The 17,157-nt window shown below is 70.6% G+C and carries 19 protein-coding genes; 14 read left to right on the top strand and 5 right to left on the bottom strand.

What is annotated here, in order from left to right; translation table 11 throughout:
- Positions 1–38 precede the first annotated feature (38 nt).
- The 11 genes from pyk (at position 39) to ABD743_RS22940 (ending at position 9,022) form a co-directional block, all read left to right on the top strand.
- Positions 39–1,460, top strand: coding sequence for a pyruvate kinase (pyk, locus tag ABD743_RS22990; RefSeq protein WP_241039153.1), 1,422 nt, complete (start codon positions 39–41; stop codon positions 1,458–1,460).
- Positions 1,461–1,498: 38 nt separating this feature from the next.
- Positions 1,499–1,987 carry a GNAT family N-acetyltransferase gene (locus tag ABD743_RS22985; protein WP_344724216.1) on the top strand — a complete coding sequence of 163 codons (489 nt, stop codon included), beginning with the start codon at positions 1,499–1,501 and terminating at the stop codon, positions 1,985–1,987.
- Between the two features lie 12 nt (positions 1,988–1,999).
- Positions 2,000–2,905, top strand: a complete 906-nt coding sequence (locus ABD743_RS22980) for an acyl-CoA thioesterase (protein WP_344724215.1) — start codon at positions 2,000–2,002, stop codon at positions 2,903–2,905.
- Between the two features lie 137 nt (positions 2,906–3,042).
- Positions 3,043–3,618 (top strand): DUF3558 domain-containing protein, encoded by a 576-nt coding sequence (locus tag ABD743_RS22975; RefSeq protein ID WP_344724214.1) that lies wholly within the window; start codon positions 3,043–3,045, stop codon positions 3,616–3,618.
- A gap of 108 nt (positions 3,619–3,726) precedes the next feature.
- Positions 3,727–4,062, top strand: a complete 336-nt coding sequence (locus tag ABD743_RS22970; protein ID WP_344724213.1) for a hypothetical protein — start codon at positions 3,727–3,729, stop codon at positions 4,060–4,062.
- A gap of 41 nt (positions 4,063–4,103) precedes the next feature.
- Positions 4,104–4,679, top strand: a complete 576-nt coding sequence (locus ABD743_RS22965; protein ID WP_344724211.1) for a DUF3558 domain-containing protein — start codon at positions 4,104–4,106, stop codon at positions 4,677–4,679.
- 129 nt (positions 4,680–4,808) lie between these two features.
- Complete coding sequence (locus tag ABD743_RS22960; RefSeq protein WP_344724210.1) at positions 4,809–5,141, top strand: hypothetical protein; 333 nt, start codon at positions 4,809–4,811, stop codon at positions 5,139–5,141.
- A 149-nt stretch (positions 5,142–5,290) separates the two neighbouring features.
- Positions 5,291–6,493 carry a hypothetical protein gene (locus tag ABD743_RS22955; protein ID WP_344724209.1) on the top strand — a complete coding sequence of 401 codons (1,203 nt, stop codon included), beginning with the start codon at positions 5,291–5,293 and terminating at the stop codon, positions 6,491–6,493.
- Positions 6,494–6,510: 17 nt separating this feature from the next.
- A complete protein-coding gene (locus ABD743_RS22950) occupies positions 6,511–7,215 on the top strand; it encodes a dienelactone hydrolase family protein (protein ID WP_344724208.1) in 705 nt (234 codons plus the stop codon).
- A gap of 29 nt (positions 7,216–7,244) precedes the next feature.
- Positions 7,245–8,546 (top strand): O-acetylhomoserine aminocarboxypropyltransferase/cysteine synthase family protein, encoded by a 1,302-nt coding sequence (locus tag ABD743_RS22945; RefSeq protein WP_344724207.1) that lies wholly within the window; start codon positions 7,245–7,247, stop codon positions 8,544–8,546.
- Complete coding sequence (locus ABD743_RS22940; RefSeq protein WP_344724206.1) at positions 8,543–9,022, top strand: CoA-binding protein; 480 nt, start codon at positions 8,543–8,545, stop codon at positions 9,020–9,022. Before ABD743_RS22945 ends, ABD743_RS22940 begins: the two co-directional genes overlap by 4 nt.
- Here ABD743_RS22940 and ABD743_RS22935 read toward each other — a convergent pair.
- Positions 8,997–10,580 carry an FAD-dependent oxidoreductase gene (locus ABD743_RS22935; RefSeq protein WP_344724205.1) on the bottom strand — a complete coding sequence of 528 codons (1,584 nt, stop codon included), beginning with the start codon at positions 10,578–10,580 and terminating at the stop codon, positions 8,997–8,999. The two genes, ABD743_RS22940 and ABD743_RS22935, sit on opposite strands and share 26 nt — an antisense overlap.
- A gap of 54 nt (positions 10,581–10,634) precedes the next feature.
- Here ABD743_RS22935 and ABD743_RS22930 point away from each other — a divergent pair, with 54 nt between their 5' ends.
- The gene (locus ABD743_RS22930) at positions 10,635–11,282 is read left to right on the top strand and encodes a TetR/AcrR family transcriptional regulator (protein ID WP_344724204.1); all 648 of its coding nucleotides are present in this window, start codon (positions 10,635–10,637) and stop codon (positions 11,280–11,282) included.
- A gap of 7 nt (positions 11,283–11,289) precedes the next feature.
- Here the strand turns inward: ABD743_RS22930 and ABD743_RS22925 are convergent, their stop codons facing one another.
- Positions 11,290–11,742 carry a hypothetical protein gene (locus ABD743_RS22925; RefSeq protein WP_344724203.1) on the bottom strand — a complete coding sequence of 151 codons (453 nt, stop codon included), beginning with the start codon at positions 11,740–11,742 and terminating at the stop codon, positions 11,290–11,292.
- A 50-nt stretch (positions 11,743–11,792) separates the two neighbouring features.
- Positions 11,793–12,998, bottom strand: a complete 1,206-nt coding sequence (locus ABD743_RS22920) for a DUF418 domain-containing protein (protein WP_344724202.1) — start codon at positions 12,996–12,998, stop codon at positions 11,793–11,795.
- Positions 12,999–13,160: 162 nt separating this feature from the next.
- Between ABD743_RS22920 and ABD743_RS22915 the strand changes: the two genes are divergently transcribed.
- Positions 13,161–14,156, top strand: coding sequence for a malate dehydrogenase (locus tag ABD743_RS22915; RefSeq protein ID WP_344724201.1), 996 nt, complete (start codon positions 13,161–13,163; stop codon positions 14,154–14,156).
- Positions 14,157–14,211: 55 nt separating this feature from the next.
- On the opposite strand, the gene ABD743_RS22910 is transcribed toward ABD743_RS22915, so the two are convergent.
- Positions 14,212–14,670 (bottom strand): nuclear transport factor 2 family protein, encoded by a 459-nt coding sequence (locus tag ABD743_RS22910; RefSeq protein ID WP_344724199.1) that lies wholly within the window; start codon positions 14,668–14,670, stop codon positions 14,212–14,214.
- A gap of 97 nt (positions 14,671–14,767) precedes the next feature.
- Here ABD743_RS22910 and ABD743_RS22905 point away from each other — a divergent pair, with 97 nt between their 5' ends.
- Positions 14,768–15,364 (top strand): TetR/AcrR family transcriptional regulator, encoded by a 597-nt coding sequence (locus ABD743_RS22905; RefSeq protein WP_344724198.1) that lies wholly within the window; start codon positions 14,768–14,770, stop codon positions 15,362–15,364.
- A gap of 42 nt (positions 15,365–15,406) precedes the next feature.
- On the opposite strand, the gene treZ is transcribed toward ABD743_RS22905, so the two are convergent.
- On the bottom strand, positions 15,407–17,146 hold the full coding sequence (treZ, locus tag ABD743_RS22900) for a malto-oligosyltrehalose trehalohydrolase (protein ID WP_344724196.1): 1,740 nt from the start codon (positions 17,144–17,146) through the stop codon (positions 15,407–15,409).
- Between the last annotated feature and the right edge of the window lie 11 nt (positions 17,147–17,157).

The raw sequence follows: 17,157 nt of genomic DNA, 5'->3' as shown, positions 1-17,157 counted from the left end.
CTTCCTGATCGTTCCAGAACGCGCGCTAGACTCCCGACGTGAGCCGTCGCACCAAGATCGTCTGCACCATCGGGCCCGCGACCGCGACCCCCGATCGGATACGGGAGCTCGTGCAGGCCGGTATGGACGTCGCCCGGTTGAACTTCAGTCACGGCAACCGGGATGACCACAAGCGGGTCTACGAGATGGTGCGGGAGGCCGCTGACGCCGAGGGCCATGCCGTCGGCATCATGGGCGACCTACAGGGCCCCAAGATCCGCCTCGGTCGCTTCGCCACCGGTCCGGTCGAGTGGCGCACCGGCGAGGAGGTGCGGATCACGGTCGACGAGGTCGCCGGCACGCATGACCGCGTCTCCACCACCTACAAGGGCCTCGCCAACGACGCGCGCCCGGACGACCGCCTGCTCGTCGACGACGGCAAGGTCGGTCTGCGGGTCGTGGGCGTGGACGGCCTCGACGTCGTCTGCCGCGTCACCGAGGGCGGTCCCGTCAGCGACAACAAGGGCATCTCGCTGCCCGGCATGAACGTCTCGGTGCCGGCGCTCACCGACAAGGACTGCTCCGATCTGGAGTTCGCGCTCGACCTGCGCGTCGACTCGATCGCGCTGTCCTTCGTGCGGAGCCCGGCCGATATCGACCTCGCGCACAAGATCATGGACAGCCGCGGGGCACGCCTCCCGGTGATCGCCAAGCTCGAGAAGCCGGAGGCCGTCGACAACCTCGAGGCCATCGTGCTCGCCTTCGACGCCGTGATGGTCGCCCGCGGCGACCTCGGTGTCGAGCTGCCCCTGGAGCACGTTCCGCTCGTCCAGAAGCGCGCCATCCAGATCGCGCGCGAGAACGCCAAGCCGGTCATCGTCGCCACGCAGATGCTCGAGTCGATGATCACCAACTCGCGCCCCACCCGCGCGGAGGCGTCCGACGTCGCCAACGCCGTGCTCGACGGCGCCGACTGCGTGATGCTCTCCGGCGAGACGAGCGTCGGGCGCTACCCGATCAAGTCGGTGCGCACGATGGCCCAGATCGTCGAGGCGGTGGAGGACGGGCCGGTCAACGTCCCGCCGCTCAACCACGTGCCGCGCACCAAGCGGGGCGTGCTCTCCTACGCCGCCCGCGACATCGGGGAGCGGCTGTCGGCGCGGGCGCTGGTGGCTTTCACACAGTCCGGCGACACCGTGCGGCGGCTGGCCCGCCTGCACACGCGGCTGCCGCTGCTCGCGTTCACCCCCGCCCCGGAGGTGCGCAGCCAGCTGGCGATGAGCTGGGGCGTCGAGACCTTCCTCGTCGACTACGTCGAGTCCACCGACGCGATGGTCCGCCAGGTCGACCAGGCCATGCTGTCGATCGAGCGCTTCCAGCCCGGCGACCTCGTCGTCATCGTCGCCGGTTCGCCGCCCGGCACCGTCGGCTCCACCAACCTCATCCGGGTCCACCGCCTGGGCGAGGAGGACCACGCCTGATCACCGTCCACCGTCTCGCCCCCGACCAGTGGGAGTGCTTGCGCAACCTGCGGTTGGCGGCACTGGGCGAGGCTCCCTACGCGTTCGCATCCACCGTCGAGCGGGAGCGCGACAACTCACCGGAGCAGTGGCGCGAGCGACTTGGCTGGGGCACATGGTTCGTCGCTTACGTGGACGACCAGCCGGCCGGTCTCGTGGCCGGCACCAGCTGGCCCGATGAGGATCCGGACCGGCGACACCTGATCTCGATGTGGGTGCGGCCGTCCCACCGGGGCCTCGGTATCGCGGCGCAGCTGATCGCAGCCGTCCGTGACTGGGCAGCCGACGCCGGGGCCCACGAGCTGGAGCTGTGGGTCGCCGACGGCAACGAGGCAGCGGTCAGGACGTACGCGAGCGCGGGCTTCGTCCCCACCGGCAGACGCCAGCCGCTGCCGAGCAACCCCGCCGTCGGCGAGGAGTTGTGGGTTCTGGCCATCACCACGGCCCACCGTGCGCAACCACACGAAGCGGCTGAGAATCCCGGCTGAGAGGATGCCGGGATGACCAGATCCTCCACGACTCCCGCGCCCGAGACGGCCGACGACAGCGCTATGCGCGGCCAGGTCGTGTTGGACGAGCTGGTGAAGCTGCTCGACCTCGAACAGCTCGAGGTCAACCTCTTCCGAGGGGTGAGCCCGCCGCAGAGCCCCACACGCGTCTTCGGCGGCCAGGTGGCCGGGCAGGCCCTGGTCGCGGCGGGGCGCACGGTGCCCCCGGACCGCCACGTCCACTCGTTGCAGGCCTACTTCATCCGGCCGGGCGACCCCCGCGTCCCGATCATCTACGAGGCCGAACGCGTCCGCGACGGCCGTTCGTTCACCACCCGCCGGGTGCTCGCGATCCAGCACGGCGAAGCGATCTTCTCGCTGTCGGCGTCGTTCCAGCTGCCGCAGGAGGGCCTGGAGCACAGCGACCCGGCTCCGTCCGGCGTCCCCGACCCGGAGTCCCTGCCGGACATCGCGGACCGCACCGCCGCCGGCGAGAACGCGGGCTGGGTGGGCCGCGTCCCCCGCCCGATCGACATGCGGTTCGTCGACGAGCCGGTCTGGTCGTCCCGCCGCCGTCCGTCGGACGAACCGGTGCGGGTGTGGATGCGGGCCGACGGCGAACTCCCCGACGACCCCCTGCTGCACGTCTGCCTGCTGACCTACGCCAGCGACATGACCCTCCTCGGCTCGGTGGTCGCCCGCCACGACCTCGCCTCGGTCAGGGTGCAGATGGCGAGCCTGGACCACGCCATGTGGTTCCACCGCCCGTTCCGCGCCGACGAATGGCTGCTCTACACCTGCTACTCACCCACGGCGTCAGGCTCCCGCGGCCTCGCCACCGGCCGCTTCACGAGCCGGGACGGCCGGCTGGTAGCCACCACGGTGCAGGAGGGCCTGCTGCGGCTGCCGCGGAAGTAGGCGGGGCGCGCGGCCGGGCCGCGACATGGACACATATCGCTGATCTTCAGCCGATGCATTCCGCGTCATGTGTCCATGTCGGGTCGGGATGAGTGCAATGTGACCTCTCGTGACGATCAAGCCGCTACGGTCCTCCCGTGCGACGGGTGTGGGGGGCGCTGCTGGTTGCCGCGGCAGTGCTTGTCGGGGGTTGTTCGGACGGGGGCGCGGCAGTCGCGCCGGCGGAGCCGAGCGCGATAGATCTCCCGCCGCGTCCGCGCGATGTGCGGATCGACGGGGTGGACCCGTGCTCCCTGCTGATCCCGGAGGACCGGGCGAAGCTAGGGCTGGACGCACGTCCGGTGTCCGACTCGGCGCCCTCGCTCCTGTACAACGGAGGCGAGGTGCCACTGTGCACGGTCGGCGGTTCCCAGCCTCGGGCGATCGTCGTGGGCCTGGGCGTAGTCACTACAGCAGGAATTGAGTTGTTCGTATCGGGCAAGTTGGCGGCCGAGGTGCGACCGATCCAGGTGCAGGGCTTTCCGGCTGCGGTGGCGAAGCCGACTCGGTTCACGGAGTACTGCACCGTGATCGTGGACGTGGCTCCTGGTCAACTGCTCGACGTGCAGTTCCGCGATGGAGGTCGACAGCCACCGATCCCACAGGAACGGCTCTGCCGCGACGCCGAGCAGGTAGCAGGCGTCGCTATGGGTACGTTGCTGTCCGCCCGCTGATGCTGACTCGCTTATTTGCGATTGCACATGATTTTTCCTGATTGCTCTACCGGCACTCGAAATGGGCTTAGCATGCGGGCCTCCGTACGCGCAGCGAGGGAGCGTTCGATGCCTGGCAGCTACCCTTCCCTGACACTCCGGCTTGAGCCGCACATGCTCCCCGCGGTACGTGCGGCGTTCGACGACGCGCTCGCCGACCTGCGACCACAGCTGGTGCGTTTGGGCAACGACGGCTTCATCCCCGAGCCGTGGCTCGGGGACCCGGTGAGTGCGAACGTCGTGACCTACTACCAGGCGAATGTGATGGAGGCTTCGGAAGGACCGTATGCCGCGCTGCGGGCCTACGAGGTGGAGTTGACAAAGGTGCGCGACAACCTCCGGGTTCTCGAGGACCACTACCGCCGCACGGAGGGCGAGAACGCAGCCCTGTGGGGTCGAGTGTGAAGTGAGGCCCTGAAGGTCATCAAAGCCGCTACGGTCCTCGCGTGCGACAGGTATGGGGGGCTCTGCTGGTGGCTGCGACGGTGCTTGTCGGGGGTTGTTCGGATGGGGGCGCTGCGGTCGCGCCGGCGGAGTCGAGTGGGATAGAGCTCCCGCCGCGTCCGCGGGAGGTGCGGGTCGACGGGGTGGATCCCTGCTCGCTACTCACGGAAGAACAGCGGACCGGGTTGGGTTTGGACAGGCCGCCTGTCTTCGACCTTGGGCCATCGCTTCTGTACCCCGGCGCCGATATCCCGGCGTGCCTTTTTCAGGGTTATGAGCCCCGCGCAGTTTCGGTTGGCCTGAGCATCGTCACGATCGCAGGCATCGAGTTGTTCACATCGGGCGAGTTGGCAGCGACGGTTCGGCCGGCTCCGACGCACGGCTTCCCGGCCGTCGTTGCGGTACCAACCCGGTTCACCAGTTATTGCACGGTGATCGTCGACGTGGCGCCGGGTCAGTTGCTCGATGTGCAGTTCGCTGATGGGGGTCGGGAGCCGCCGATTCCGCAGCCTCAACTTTGCCAGGGTGCGGAGCGGACGGCAGATGCGGTGATGGCGACGCTGCTGGCCTCACGCTGATCGACTTCAGTCGGCCGGACAGGCTGGGGTCGTTTGCAATCGCACATGATCGTCCGGCTTTGCTCCCATATGGGCAGGCTGGGTGCCTACCGTGAGCAATGATCCTTCCGTGAGTCGAGGAGCGTTTCGATGCCTGGTACGACGCCCGTCACGCTCCGGCTGGAGCCGCACATGATCCCAGCCATGAGGGCCTCCTTCGAGGAGGCGCTGAGCGAGCTTGGTCAGAAGCTGCTGCGATTGCAGAGGGACGGGTTCATCCCCGAACCGTGGCTCGGCGATCCGGTGAGTGCCCAGGTCGTCAGCTACTACAACACGCAGGTTATGGAGGCTGCCGAGGGACCGTACGCGGCGTTGCGCGCCTACCAGGCAGAGATGGTCAAGGTGCGCGACAACCTCCAGATCCTGGAGGAGCACTACCGACGCACCGAGGGTGACAACGCAGCCCTGTGGGGGCGTGTGTGAGCGAGATCCGGTGGGAGGGGTACAGCCACGAGGAAATCTACGCCGCAGTGCACCAGGGGCCCGGTCGGTCGATCTCTACGGGCGTCGAAGAGCTTTGGGTCTCGACTAGTGAAGCCATTCTGCGAATTGACGAGCGCATCGCCACCGCGATGGCCCAGTCCGCCGGGGGTTGGGAGGGGAGTGCTGCCGACGCCAGCCGCGCGGCCATGACGCCGCTCGGGCAGTGGGCCCTCGATGCCGCCAACGACGCGAAGATCACGGCGCAGGCGGTGACCTCGCAGGGGGAGCAGGCGCGCGAGCTACGCAACGCCATGCCGGAGCCGAACGCCGCGCAGCTCGATGCCGAGTACGAGCGCGCCTTGACCGACCCCACCTACATCTTTCATGGGCTCGACGATCTGCAGGCTGCCGAGCAGGAGAGCGCCAACCGCGCGGCTCGGGCCGTCGACCTGATGAACGGCTACACCAACAACTCCTACGAGAACCGCCGTCACATGGACTACTGGACCCTCCCGCCGCAGGTCACGGTGGAGGCGTCCGGATCTGCTCCGGCTCCGGTCGGCGGGGTGGCTGGTCCCGGAGGCGGCGGGTTCGCTGGGGGAGGCGGGGCTCTGGCGGGGGCAGAGATCGCGCCGGCCAGTGCGTCGGCTGTGGCGGCGGGGACGACAGCGATGCCTACGGTCGGTGCCGCCGCGCCGGGCGGCATCGGGCCCGGAGGTCCGCTGCCCGGGGCCGCTTCCGGGGCCGTGGGAAGTAGCGGAGGGGTGGGATCGGGAGTGGTGCCACCGCCGATCGTGCCGTCGGCGGGCGGCATCCCAGTGCGGTCTCCCGGTCAGGAAGGGGCAGGGCGCCTCGGCGCAGGCCCGCCCGGAGATCGCTCAACCGGCGCTGGAAGCAGTGTTCCGGTCACCCCAGGCGCGCGACCTGGCGTCCGGCAGGTCCTTCCCAGCCCGTCTCCACGCGCCGGGACGCAGCCGAGCTGGCGAGATCTGGTGTCGGCGCGGCCGGGGTCCGAACCAGGCGCGGCGAGGCCGTGGCCCCGCGGTGACGAGGAACGCCGGGTGCCCCCACCGGCGGGGAGCAGGACGGTGGGTGAGATCACGGGGCGCGGGCCCGGAGCCGAACGCGCCGCGGCGGCTGCCGAACCAGGAGCGCGCACCGGCGGGGCCGGCCGCGCCACCACCACCGGGCATCCCGGCCTCTATCCGCCGATGACGGCGGGGCCTGTCGCGGGAAACGGTCAGGAACGTCGCAGGCCCGACTACCTCGTCGACGACACCGACGCGTTCGCCGACGATCGGTGGTTCACGTCGGCCGTGATCGGCGCCGATGATCCCCTTCCTCCCTGTTGACCGTTACCGTCACCGGGATGCAGACCGAGGTCACGTTCACCGCGAGCGACGGGACGACCCTTCCCGGCGTGCTCACGGCGCCTACTGGCGTCACGGGTCCCGGGCCCGCGCTCGTGATGATCTACGAAGCGTTCGGCATGACCGACGAGATGCGCCGGGTTGCCCATGACCTCGCCGCCGACGGCTACACGGTGCTCATCCCTGATCTGTTCGCCCGCGGCCCGATCAAGCCGATCTGCGTGGCCCGCGCCATGCGCACCGCGCAGCGGGGCGAAGGCCGGGAGCTCGACGACCTGGAGGCCGCACGTCGTTGGCTCGCGGAGCTTCCCGACGTCGACGGCGACCGGATCGGCACCATCGGGTTCTGCCTCGGCGGCAGCTTCGCGCTGCTGCTCGCCCGCACCGGCCGGTACAAGGTGAGCGCCCCGTTCTACAGCGGCCGCATCGACCTCCCCCGTTCGTGCCCGGTCGTCGCCAGCTACGGCGGGCGGGACATCACCACTCGTGGCTACCCGGAGCTGCTCGAAGCCCGTCTCGAGGCGATGGACGTGCCGCACGACGTCGTCACCTACCCCGAAGCGGGCCATTCGTTCTTCACACGCACCTCCGGGATGACGGGTTCCCTCGTGGCGCGCTCGCCGCTGCACGCCGAGTACCACGCGCCGAGCGCCGCGGACGCGCACCGGCGGATCGTCGCGTTCTTCCGGGAGCACCTCGGCTGAGCCCGGCCCCGCGAGGCAGGATGAACGGCATGAGCGATCAGGACCGCAACTGGGGCTTCCGCACCCGGGCGGTGCATGCGGGGCACGTGCCCGACTCGGCCACCGGCGCCCGGGCCGTGCCGATATACCAGTCCACGAGCTTCGTCTTCGAGGACACCACCGACGCCGCGAGCCTGTTTGCGCTGCAGAAGTACGGGCTGATCTACAGCCGGATCGCCAACCCCACGGTGGCCACCCTGGAGGAACGGCTCGCCAGCCTGGACGGGGGGATCGGCGCGGTCGCCACGTCCAGCGGGCAGGCAGCCGAGTTCCTGACGTTCGCCTGCCTCGCCGGGGCGGGCGACCACATCGTGGCCGCCGCCGGGCTCTACGGCGGCACGATCACGCAGCTCGACGTGACGCTGCGGCGGTTCGGGGTGGACACGACCTTCGTGCCCGGCGATGCGGCCGAGGCGTTCGCAGCGGCGATCACGCCGCGCACCAAGCTGTTGTTCTGTGAGGTCGTGTCGAACCCGGGCGGAGAGATCGCCGACATCGCTGCGCTCGCCGAGGTCGCCCACTCCGCGGGGATCCCACTGGTCGTCGACGCCACGATCGCCACCCCGTACCTGTGCCGCCCGATCGAGCACGGCGCCGACATCGTGATCCACTCGGCCACGAAGTTCCTCGGCGGCCACGGCACCACGCTGGGCGGCGTGGTGATCGAGTCGGGCCGCTTCAACTGGGGCAACGGCAACTTTCCGCAGATGACGGAACCGGTGCCGTCCTACGGTGGGCTCACCTGGTGGGGCAACTTCCAGGAGTACGGGTTCCTCACCAAGCTGCGCGCGGAGCAGCTGCGTGACGTCGGCGCCTCGTTGTCGGCGCACAGCGCGTTCCTGCTGATCCAGGGGGTGGAGACGCTGCCGCAACGCATGGAGGCGCACGTCGCCAACGCCCGCGTCGTAGCCGAGTGGCTCGCCGCCGACCCGCGCGTGTCCTACGTCCGCTGGGCCGGGCTGCCCGGCCATCCCCACCACGACCGGGCCGCCCGCTATCTGCCGCTCGGGCCGGGCGCGGTCTTCTCGTTCGGCGTGCAGGGCGGGCGCGAGGCCGGGCAGCGGTTCATCGAGTCGGTGCAGCTGTGCAGCCACCTGGCCAACATCGGCGACGCCAGGACGCTCGTGATCCACCCCGGCTCCACCACCCACCAGCAGTTGACCGACGAGCAGCTCCGCGACGCCGGGGTGCCGCCGGATCTCGTACGCATCAGCGTCGGGCTGGAGGACCCCGACGACATCCTCTGGGATCTGGATCAGGCTCTCGCCGCGGCCGCGAAGGCGGACTCATGACCTGGGAGAACCCGTCGGCCACACGGCGGCAGCAGATCCTGCGCGCCACGCGCACCGTCGCCGTTGTGGGGGCATCGCCGAACCCGGCGAGGGCCAGCAACTTCGTGGCCACCTACCTGCTGGCCAGCACCGACTTCGACGTCTACTTCGTCAACCCGAACGCCAGCGAGATCCTCGGGCGCCCCGTCTACAAGAAGCTCGCGGATCTTCCCGTCGTCCCCGACCTCGTCGACGTGTTCCGGCGCCGGGAGGATCTGCCGAGCGTCCTCGACGATGTCCTCGCACTCGACGGCGTGCGCACGTTGTGGCTCCAGTTCGGGCTGTTCGACGAGGAGGTCGCGCGGCGTGCGGAGGCGGCCGGGCTGGAGGTCGTGATGGACCGGTGCCTGAAGGTGGAACACGCGCGCTTCCACGGCGGCCTGCACGTCGCGGGCTTCGACACAGGCGTGATCAGCGCGCGGCGGCGGACGAGCTGACGGGCACGGCAGCGCCGAACCAGCGGCGGAGCGCGGCCTCCGGCGAGTCGGATGGATCGCTGCCGGCCCAGCAGACGTAGCCGTCCGGGCGGACCAGCACCCGGTCGGCTCCCACCGTGGTGCCCACCGACGAGTCGACGACGCGTGCGACGACCCGATCGACGCGAGGATGCACGGCATCGGTCGCTTCGCCCGCATCCGCCGCGCCGAGCTCGAGGAGCAGGCCGCGCCCGGAGCGCAACAGCGTGCTGACCGTGGTCGGTTCGTCCGCGGTCTCGAGCGACAGGTCGACCATGCGGGTGCCGACCAGCGGGTGATCGTCGAGACGTTCGATGCTCATCTCGTAGCGCAGGTCCAGGCCCGACATCATCCCGGCGAGGTAGCGGTTGGCGTCGGGCAGGCGGGCCAGGTCGATCATGATGTCGCGCAGCGCGCGGACGTCGTCGGCGTCGGGTGGCGGGCTCATCAGCACGCTCTGCGCCCGCGTCATCGCGAGGACGCGGGCGGCCACGGGGTGCCGTTCCGCGTGGTAGCTGTCGAGCAGTCCCGCTGGTGCGTCACCCCGTAGCTGTGCGGCGAGCTTCCAACCGAGGTTCATCGCGTCCTGCACGCCCAGGTTGAGCCCTTGACCGCCCATCGGCGGGTGGATGTGGGCGGCATCGCCGGCGAACAGGACGCGTCCGTGCCGATAGCTGGTGAGCTGCCGGGTGGCGTCGCTGAACCGGGTGCCCCAGCGCAGCCGCCCCAGCTTCGTCTCCGGGCCGTGCACCGCTGTCAGCGCCGCGGTCACCTCGGCCTCCGTGACCGGCGCGTCCCTCGGCAGCGTGGCCTGTTCCGGGCCGCCGAACACCACTCGATGCGGCGTGGACGGGTCGGTCGTGTCGCCGAGCGGGTGCATCAGCATCCAGTAGCCGCCGCCACGGCGGGTGTGCTCGCTGATGTGACCCACCGTCTGCGGCACCGTCTCGGAGGCCGTGGCCAGCTCGATGTCGGCGGTCACCGCGGCCATCGTGCCGGCTCGCCCGGGGAACGGGACGCCGGTCACCCTCCGGACGGAGCTGTGCCCGCCGTCGCAGGCGACCAGGTAGCGGCTGCGGAGCACATCCGGGCCATCGGGTCCGGTGACGGTCGCGCTCACCTCGTCGTCGCCGAGGGTCAGGGCGGTGAGCTCGGTGCCGCGGTGGACGACGGCGCCGAGCTCGCGGACGCGCGATTCGAGGACCTGCTCCAGGCGGTCCTGCGGGATCATCAGGCCGTCGGGGTGGCGGGTGCGCCACGGCCGCGCGTCGAGCGGCACCGGCAACCCGGCGAAGTGCCCGCCCCCGGCCCCGAGCGTGACGGCCACCGCGGTGGCGGCGTCGATCAGCCCCCGCATGGCAAGGACCTCACACGTCCGGGCCGAGATTCCGCCGCCCCGGCTCTGTCCGCTCGGGGTCTCCTGCCGCTCGATGACGGTGACGGCGGCGCCGGCGAGGGCGAGCTCACCGGCGAGGGTGAGTCCGGTCGGGCCGGCACCGATCACGAGGACGTCGGCGTCACGTGTCGCGTCGTTTTTCACACCGAGAGCATAAGTAGACCGAGTGCAACTATCAACCCGATGTAATATCGCCGAGTGGAATCAACGGGTGGGCTGCGGGAGCGCAAGAAGGTCCGCACGCGGCAGGCCATCTCGGAGGCGGCGATCGCGCTCTTCCTGGAGCGCGGCTACGACCAGGTGTCCGTCGCCGACATCGCCGCCGCGGCGGAGGTGTCCAAGCGCACGCTGTTCGCGTACTTCCCCACGAAGGACGACCTGGTCCTGCACCGCATCGCCGACCACGAGAACGAGGCCGCGCGGGTGGTCCGCGGAAGGGGGGATGGTGAGGCGCCGCTCGACGCGCTGCACCGGCATCTGCGAGCCCGCCTTGCGGAGCGCGACCCGATCACCGGGCTCTGTGACCATCCCCAGGTCGTTGCGTTCTACCGGCTCATCACCGGCACACAGGCGCTGCAGTCCGCGGTAGTGCGATACCACGCGGCCGGCGAGGACGCGCTTGCCGCCGCTCTGCACGAGACGACGCCGGCAGACTCACGGTTCGCAGAGGTCACGGCTCGCCTGGCCGCCGGCCAGATCCTCCATACGCAGCGCAGTCTGGCCGAGGCCAACCAGGCCTGTATCGCGCGCGGCATGAGCGCCGACGAACGCGAGCCGGACGCACTCGCCGAGGCCGACCACGCCTTCGGGCTGCTGAGCGGCGGGCTCGCCCCCTACCGGGGATGAGGAGGGTTCACCCTCCCACCAGGGTGGCCAGCGCGCGCAGCACCCAGAAGAACGGCGCGGCGGTCACCACCAACATCCAGAACGCCCATCCCCGGTGGCGGGCGATCAGCCAGACCGCCAGCGCCGCCAGCACGGCAGGGACCACCAGTGCGCCCAGGAGCCGGGCCACGGCCGAGCCTGCGGGAGGCGCCCCGGCGACGATCAGAACCAGCACGACGTTGACCGCGGCCCAGATCGCGGCCGCTCCGAGCGCCGTCAGGAACTTCGTGCCGGGTGCAGGCCGCCCGACCGGGGGCGGTGCGGGCTCCGGCGCCGCGGGGTAGGGCGGGGCGCCCGGCATGGGGGCGTGCGGCGGCAGGTCGTCCCGGTAGGGCGAGTAGCCCGGGGCGCCCATCCACGACGGGGGACGATCGGACCCGTCCCCGCCGAAGGGGTCGGACGGCGGCTGCGCGCGGCTCACCGGAGAGACGGTAGCCCGCCTCGGCAGCGCTCACGTCCATCTCACGGCCCTCAGGCGGGCTGGGGAGTGCGGCGTGGCCCGTAGGTCAGCCTGCGCAAGAGGATCTCCGCCGGCCCGCGGTAGCCGGCGCGCTCCGACGCGTCGGCCACCAGCAGGATCACCAGCCACGTCCCGATCGCGAGAAGCGCGGTCTGCCACAGGTGGGCGTCGTCGCCGAGCCCGAGCGTCCAGGCAGGCAGCAGCGCCACGAACGCGACGGACTGGGCGAGGTAGCACGAGAGTGACCGCTGCCCGCAGGCCTGCAGGGCGTGGGTGACCGGTCCGGGGCCACCGCGCTGCGTGAGCCGGATCGCAAGAAGCCCGAAGGCTGCCGCGTACCCGATCCCGCCGGCGTAACCGCCGACGGTGTGCAGCGCCCCGGCGAGCAGAACGAGGCCGATCGGCGGTGCGGTCCACAACTGCGCGGCCATCAGGGCCATGGGCAGCCCGAGCAGCACCGCCGCCGCGACCCCCGCCACGGCGAGGCGCGCCAGCAACAGGCGGTGCCGCTCCGGCTCGTCGAGCAGCCGCCGCCGGGCGGCCCAGGCGCCCAACGCCACCGCAGCGAACACGCCGATGGACTGGAACAGCAGGCCGATGCCGAGCCACTCGACGGACCGAACAGCCATGGCGGCAAGGGGGTTCTCGATGGTCATCGAGGGCAGGAAGGAGTTCTGTTCGCCGGGCAGCGGGATGCCGCTCCCTGCGTTCAGCAGCGTCACCAGGACGACGCCGACGATTGCGGTGGTGATCAGCGCGCGATCCGTTCCGCGCACGAGCATGCCGGCCATCAGCACGGCCAGCAGCCCGTAGCAGCCGATGATGTCGCCGGGCCAGAGCAACACCCCGTGGGCCAGGCCGATGACGATCATCCAGGCGCCGCGCCGCCGCACGAGCTTCGTGACGGCGGGCGCCGGTAGGCCCACCGCGCTGCGCCGCCACGCGAGCTGCACGATCCCGTAGCCGAAGAGCAGTCCGAAGAGCGGATAGGCCCGCCCGTCGACGAGGGTCATCTGGAGCAGGGCCACCACCTGGTCGGCGCTGTCGAGAGTCGTCGGGTAGCCGCGGGGACCGATCGGGTGCCCGTAGACGTAGACGTGCACGTTGGCGAGCGCGATGAGCAGGAGCATGCCGCCGCGCGCCAGGTCCGGGGCGAGAGAGCGTGCGGTCGTGGGGGTGGCGCCGGGGTCGGTGGGTGAGGACGCGGCGGCGGTCATGCGAAAAGGATAATGAGGACGGAACGGTCCGCGGATCCATCGGACGGCCGATAGAGATCCGTTTCCCTTCGCCGGCGGTGGTCGTTGTGCCGATGCCCACTCCGGGCCCGGAACGTGCTCCCCATGACGGCGACTGGCTCGACAGAGGGCTAGCCTGCCTGCGTGTCTTCGTCGACCTCGTCACCTGTCACCGTCACCGTCACCGGAGCCGCAGGCCAGATCGGCTACGCGCTGCTCTTCCGGATCGCCTCCGGGCAGCTTCTCGGGCCGGACAAGCCCGTTCGGCTGCGCCTGCTGGAGATCCCGCAGGCGGTCAAGGCCGCCGAGGGCACTGCGATGGAACTCGACGACTGTGCGTTCCCGCTGCTCACGGGCATCGACATCACCGACGACGCCACCGCGGCCTTCGACGGTGTGAACATCGCGCTGCTGGTGGGTGCCCGCCCGCGCACGAAGGGCATGGAGCGCGGCGACCTTCTCGAGGCCAACGGCGGCATCTTCGCGCCGCAGGGTCGGGCCATCAACGCCGGTGCCGCCGACGACGTCCGCGTGCTCGTGGTCGGCAACCCGGCCAACACCAACGCCCTCATCGCCCAGGCCGCCGCCCCCGACGTGCCTGCCGAGCGCTTCAGCGCCATGACCCGCCTCGACCACAACCGTGCCGTCGCGCAGCTCGCGAAGAAGCTGTCGGTGCCGGTCGAGGACATCGTCAAGCTGACGATCTGGGGCAACCACTCGGCCACCCAGTACCCCGACCTCTACCACGCCGAGGTCAACGGCAAGATCGCCGCCGAGCAGGTGGACGACGCCTGGCTGCGCGACGACTTCATCCCCACCGTCGCCAAGCGTGGCGCGGCGATCATCGAGGCCCGTGGTGCGTCCTCGGCCGCGTCGGCTGCCAACGCCGCCATCGACCACATCTACGACTGGGTCAACGACACCCCGGAGGGCGACTGGACCTCGGCGGCGATCCCGTCGGACGGCTCCTACGGCGTGGCCGAGGGGATCATCTCGTCGTTCCCGGTGACCGCGAAGAACGGCGCCTGGGAGATCGTGCAGGGGCTCGACATCAACGAGTTCTCCCGCAGCCGGATCGACGCCTCCGTGGCCGAGGTGGTGGAGGAGCGCGACGCCGTGAAGAAGCTCGGGCTCATCTGAGAGTGGCGTGACGTCGGTGGGCGGTCCCCCGACGGCACCGCCCACCGACGGTGGGTCACCACACGGGGAACGGTACCCCGCGCTCGTCCTCCGGGCGCGGTCCGAAGATTCGGCGCTCCGATTCATCGATCGGGCGGTCGTTGATGCTCGCCTCGCGGCGGCGCATCAGACCGTCGTCGGTGAACTCCCAGAGCTCGTTGCCGTAGCTGCGGAACCACTGGCCGGACGCGTCGTGGCTCTCGTACTGGAACCGCACGGCGATCCGATTGCCGGTGAACGACCACAGCTCCTTGCGCAGGGCGTAGTCGAGCTCGCGCTTCCACTTCTCTGTGAGGAACGCGACGATCTCGTCCCGGCCCGTGACGTGCCGGTCGCGGTTGCGCCACTCCGAGTCCACGGTGTAGGCGAGCGACACCTTCTCCGGGTCACAGGTGTTCCAGGCGTCCTCGGCGGCCTGCACCTTCTGAGCGGCTGTCTCGGCGTCGAACGGGGGGTAGGGCGGGCGACCGGCCATGGATCAGCTCTCCTCGTATCCGGGGGCGAGAACGATCGTTCTCGCTCGGTGCGAGTAGCTTAGAGAACGCACGTTCTCGTAGAGGTGGGGGAGTGGCGTGGGTCGCACTGACGCCGAACGACTGCTAGGGGCGGCCGAGGCCCTGTACTACGCCCGAGGCATTCGAGCCGTCGGCATCGACGAGGTCCGCACCGCCGCAGGTGTCTCGCTCAAGCGGCTCTACCAGCTCTTCCCGTCCAAGGAACACCTGGTCGCGGCGTATCTCGACGCGCGCGACGAACGGTGGCGCGGCCGGCTCGCCGATTATGTCGCCCGCCACGGCGGGAGCCCCCGAGAGCGGATGCTCGCCGTCTTCGACTGGCTGGGTCTCTGGTTCGCCGAGCCGGACTTCCGGGGCTGCGCCTTCATCAACGCCTTCGGCGAGCTGGGCGGGAGCGCGCCACTGGTCCTCGCGGCCGTCCGCAGGCACAAGGACCTCTTCCGCGAGTACCTGCTCGACCTCGCGCACGATCTCGACGTCCCCGACCCTGCGGGCATCGGCGAGCACCTGCTGCTCCTGGCAGAGGGAGCCATGACGGCCGCGGCGGTGCTGCCGGAGCCACGAGCGGCACAGCAGGCCCAGCGGGCAGCGGCGGCGCTGCTCGACGCCGCCGCAGCAGGTGGGCCGGCGCGCAGCGTCGAGGCGACTGCCTGACGGCGCGGTGCGTGCCGCGCCCGAGCGCGATCAGCGCCCGGATCAGGTGAGCTGCACGATCGCGAACGACTCCGGCGGCAGGCTCACGGTGTCGGCCTCGCCCTCCACCGGCTCCGAGGCCAGCAGAATCCGCGCGAGGGGGGCACCGAGCGCGATCGTGACCACGTCGCTGCCGAGGTTGCACGCCACCCGCAGCCGCCCGCGGTGCAGCACGACGGTGCGCACCTCCTCGTCGACGTCCACCTCCACGTCGTCCAGCCACGGGTCGGACAGCTCCGGCCACGCCTTGCGCAGCGCGATCAGCTCCTTGTACACCCGCAGCAGCGTGGCGTGCGGTTCGAGCGTGGCCTCGTCCCATTCCAGCTTGGAGTCGAGGAAGGTGCTCTCCGCGTTGGGGTCGGGCACCTCGACATCGCCCCAGCCGTGCTCGGCGAACTCGGCGGCGCGGCCGTTGCGCACCGCTTCCCGCAGCGCCGGGTCGGGGAAGTAGGAGAAGAACTGCCAGGGCGTCCGAGCTCCCCACTCCTCGCCCATGAACAGCATCGGGGTGAACGGCGAGCTGAACACCAGCGCTGCACCGCAAGCGAGCAGACCGGGGGAGAGCGTCTGGGTGAGCCGATCGCCCGTGGCGCGGTTGCCGATCTGATCGTGGTTCTGCAGGTACGCGACGAAGCGGTGGCCCGGGATACGCCGGGTGTCGACGCCCGCACCGTGGCGGCGCTGCCGAAAGCTCGACCACGTGCCCTCGTGGAGGAAGGCCCGCGTGAACACGTGTGCCAGGCCGGTGAGCCCCGCCGCGGCGAAATCGGCGTAGTAGCCCTGCGACTCGCCGGTGAGCGCGGTGTGGAGGCTGTGGTGGATGTCGTCGGTCCACTGCCCGTGCAGGCCGTAGCCGCCAGCCTCCCGCGCGGTGATCAGCCGCGGGTCGTTCAGGTCCGACTCGGCGATCAGCGACAGCGGCCGGCCCACGTGGGTGGAGAGCGCCTCCACCTCGGCCGCGAGCTGCTCGAGCACGTGTGTCGCGCGCGTGTCACGCAGCGCGTGGACGGCGTCGAGACGCAGCCCGTCGACATGGAAGTCACGCAGCCACATCAGCGCGTTGTCGATCACGTACCGGCGCACCGGCTCCGAATGCGGGCCGTCGAGGTTCAGCGACGGGCCCCACATGTTGCTGCCGGCGAAGTACGGGCCGAACCGGTCGAGATACGCCCCGGACGGGCCGAGGTGGTTGTAGACGGCGTCGAGCACCACGCCCAGCCCCCGGGCGTGGCAGGCGTCGACGAACCGCTTGAAGGCGTCCGGGCCGCCGTAGTTCTCGGTGACGGCGTACCAGCCGACGCCGTCGTAGCCCCAGTTGCGCGGGCCGTCGACCGCGTTGACCGGCAGTACCTCCACGAGGTCGACGCCCAGCTCGACGAGGTGGTCGAGCCGCTCGACCGCAGCGTCGAACGAGCCGTGCGGGGTGAACGTGCCGATGTGCAGTTCGTAGATCACGCTGCCGGGCAGCTGGCGACCGGTCCAGTCGTGGTCGGTCCAGTAGAACGCCGAGTCGTCGTACACGCGGGACGCGCCGTGGACCCCGTTGGGCTGCCAGCGCGACCTGGGGTCGGGCAGCGGCGTCTCGTCGTCGTCGAGCAGGAAGGCGTAGGAGCTGCCCGGGCTCGCGTCCTCGACGGTGGCGCGCCACCACCAGGTCCCGTCGACGGCCATCGGGTACACGGTGCCGTCGACCAGCACTCTGACCTGGGCACACTGCGGTGCCCATACGGCGAATTCGGTCACGCCGCATGATC

Origin of the sequence: Pseudonocardia yunnanensis, from assembly GCF_039534065.1 — a bacterium.
Taxonomy (GTDB): Bacteria; Actinomycetota; Actinomycetes; order Mycobacteriales; family Pseudonocardiaceae; genus Pseudonocardia; species Pseudonocardia yunnanensis.
This window is presented reverse-complemented; position numbering and strand designations above follow the sequence as displayed.

Coding starts and splice junctions, on each gene's coding strand:
- ABD743_RS22960 (WP_344724210.1), top strand. CDS start 4,809: ATGCCTGGTACGACGCCCGTCACGCTCCGGCTGGAGCCGCACATGATC.
- ABD743_RS22940 (WP_344724206.1), top strand. CDS start 8,543: ATGACCTGGGAGAACCCGTCGGCCACACGGCGGCAGCAGATCCTGCGC.
- ABD743_RS22920 (WP_344724202.1), bottom strand. CDS start 12,998: ATGACCGCCGCCGCGTCCTCACCCACCGACCCCGGCGCCACCCCCACG.
- ABD743_RS22955 (WP_344724209.1), top strand. CDS start 5,291: ATGGCCCAGTCCGCCGGGGGTTGGGAGGGGAGTGCTGCCGACGCCAGC.
- ABD743_RS22950 (WP_344724208.1), top strand. CDS start 6,511: ATGCAGACCGAGGTCACGTTCACCGCGAGCGACGGGACGACCCTTCCC.
- ABD743_RS22970 (WP_344724213.1), top strand. CDS start 3,727: ATGCCTGGCAGCTACCCTTCCCTGACACTCCGGCTTGAGCCGCACATG.
- ABD743_RS22945 (WP_344724207.1), top strand. CDS start 7,245: ATGAGCGATCAGGACCGCAACTGGGGCTTCCGCACCCGGGCGGTGCAT.
- ABD743_RS22910 (WP_344724199.1), bottom strand. CDS start 14,670: ATGGCCGGTCGCCCGCCCTACCCCCCGTTCGACGCCGAGACAGCCGCT.
- ABD743_RS22980 (WP_344724215.1), top strand. CDS start 2,000: ATGACCAGATCCTCCACGACTCCCGCGCCCGAGACGGCCGACGACAGC.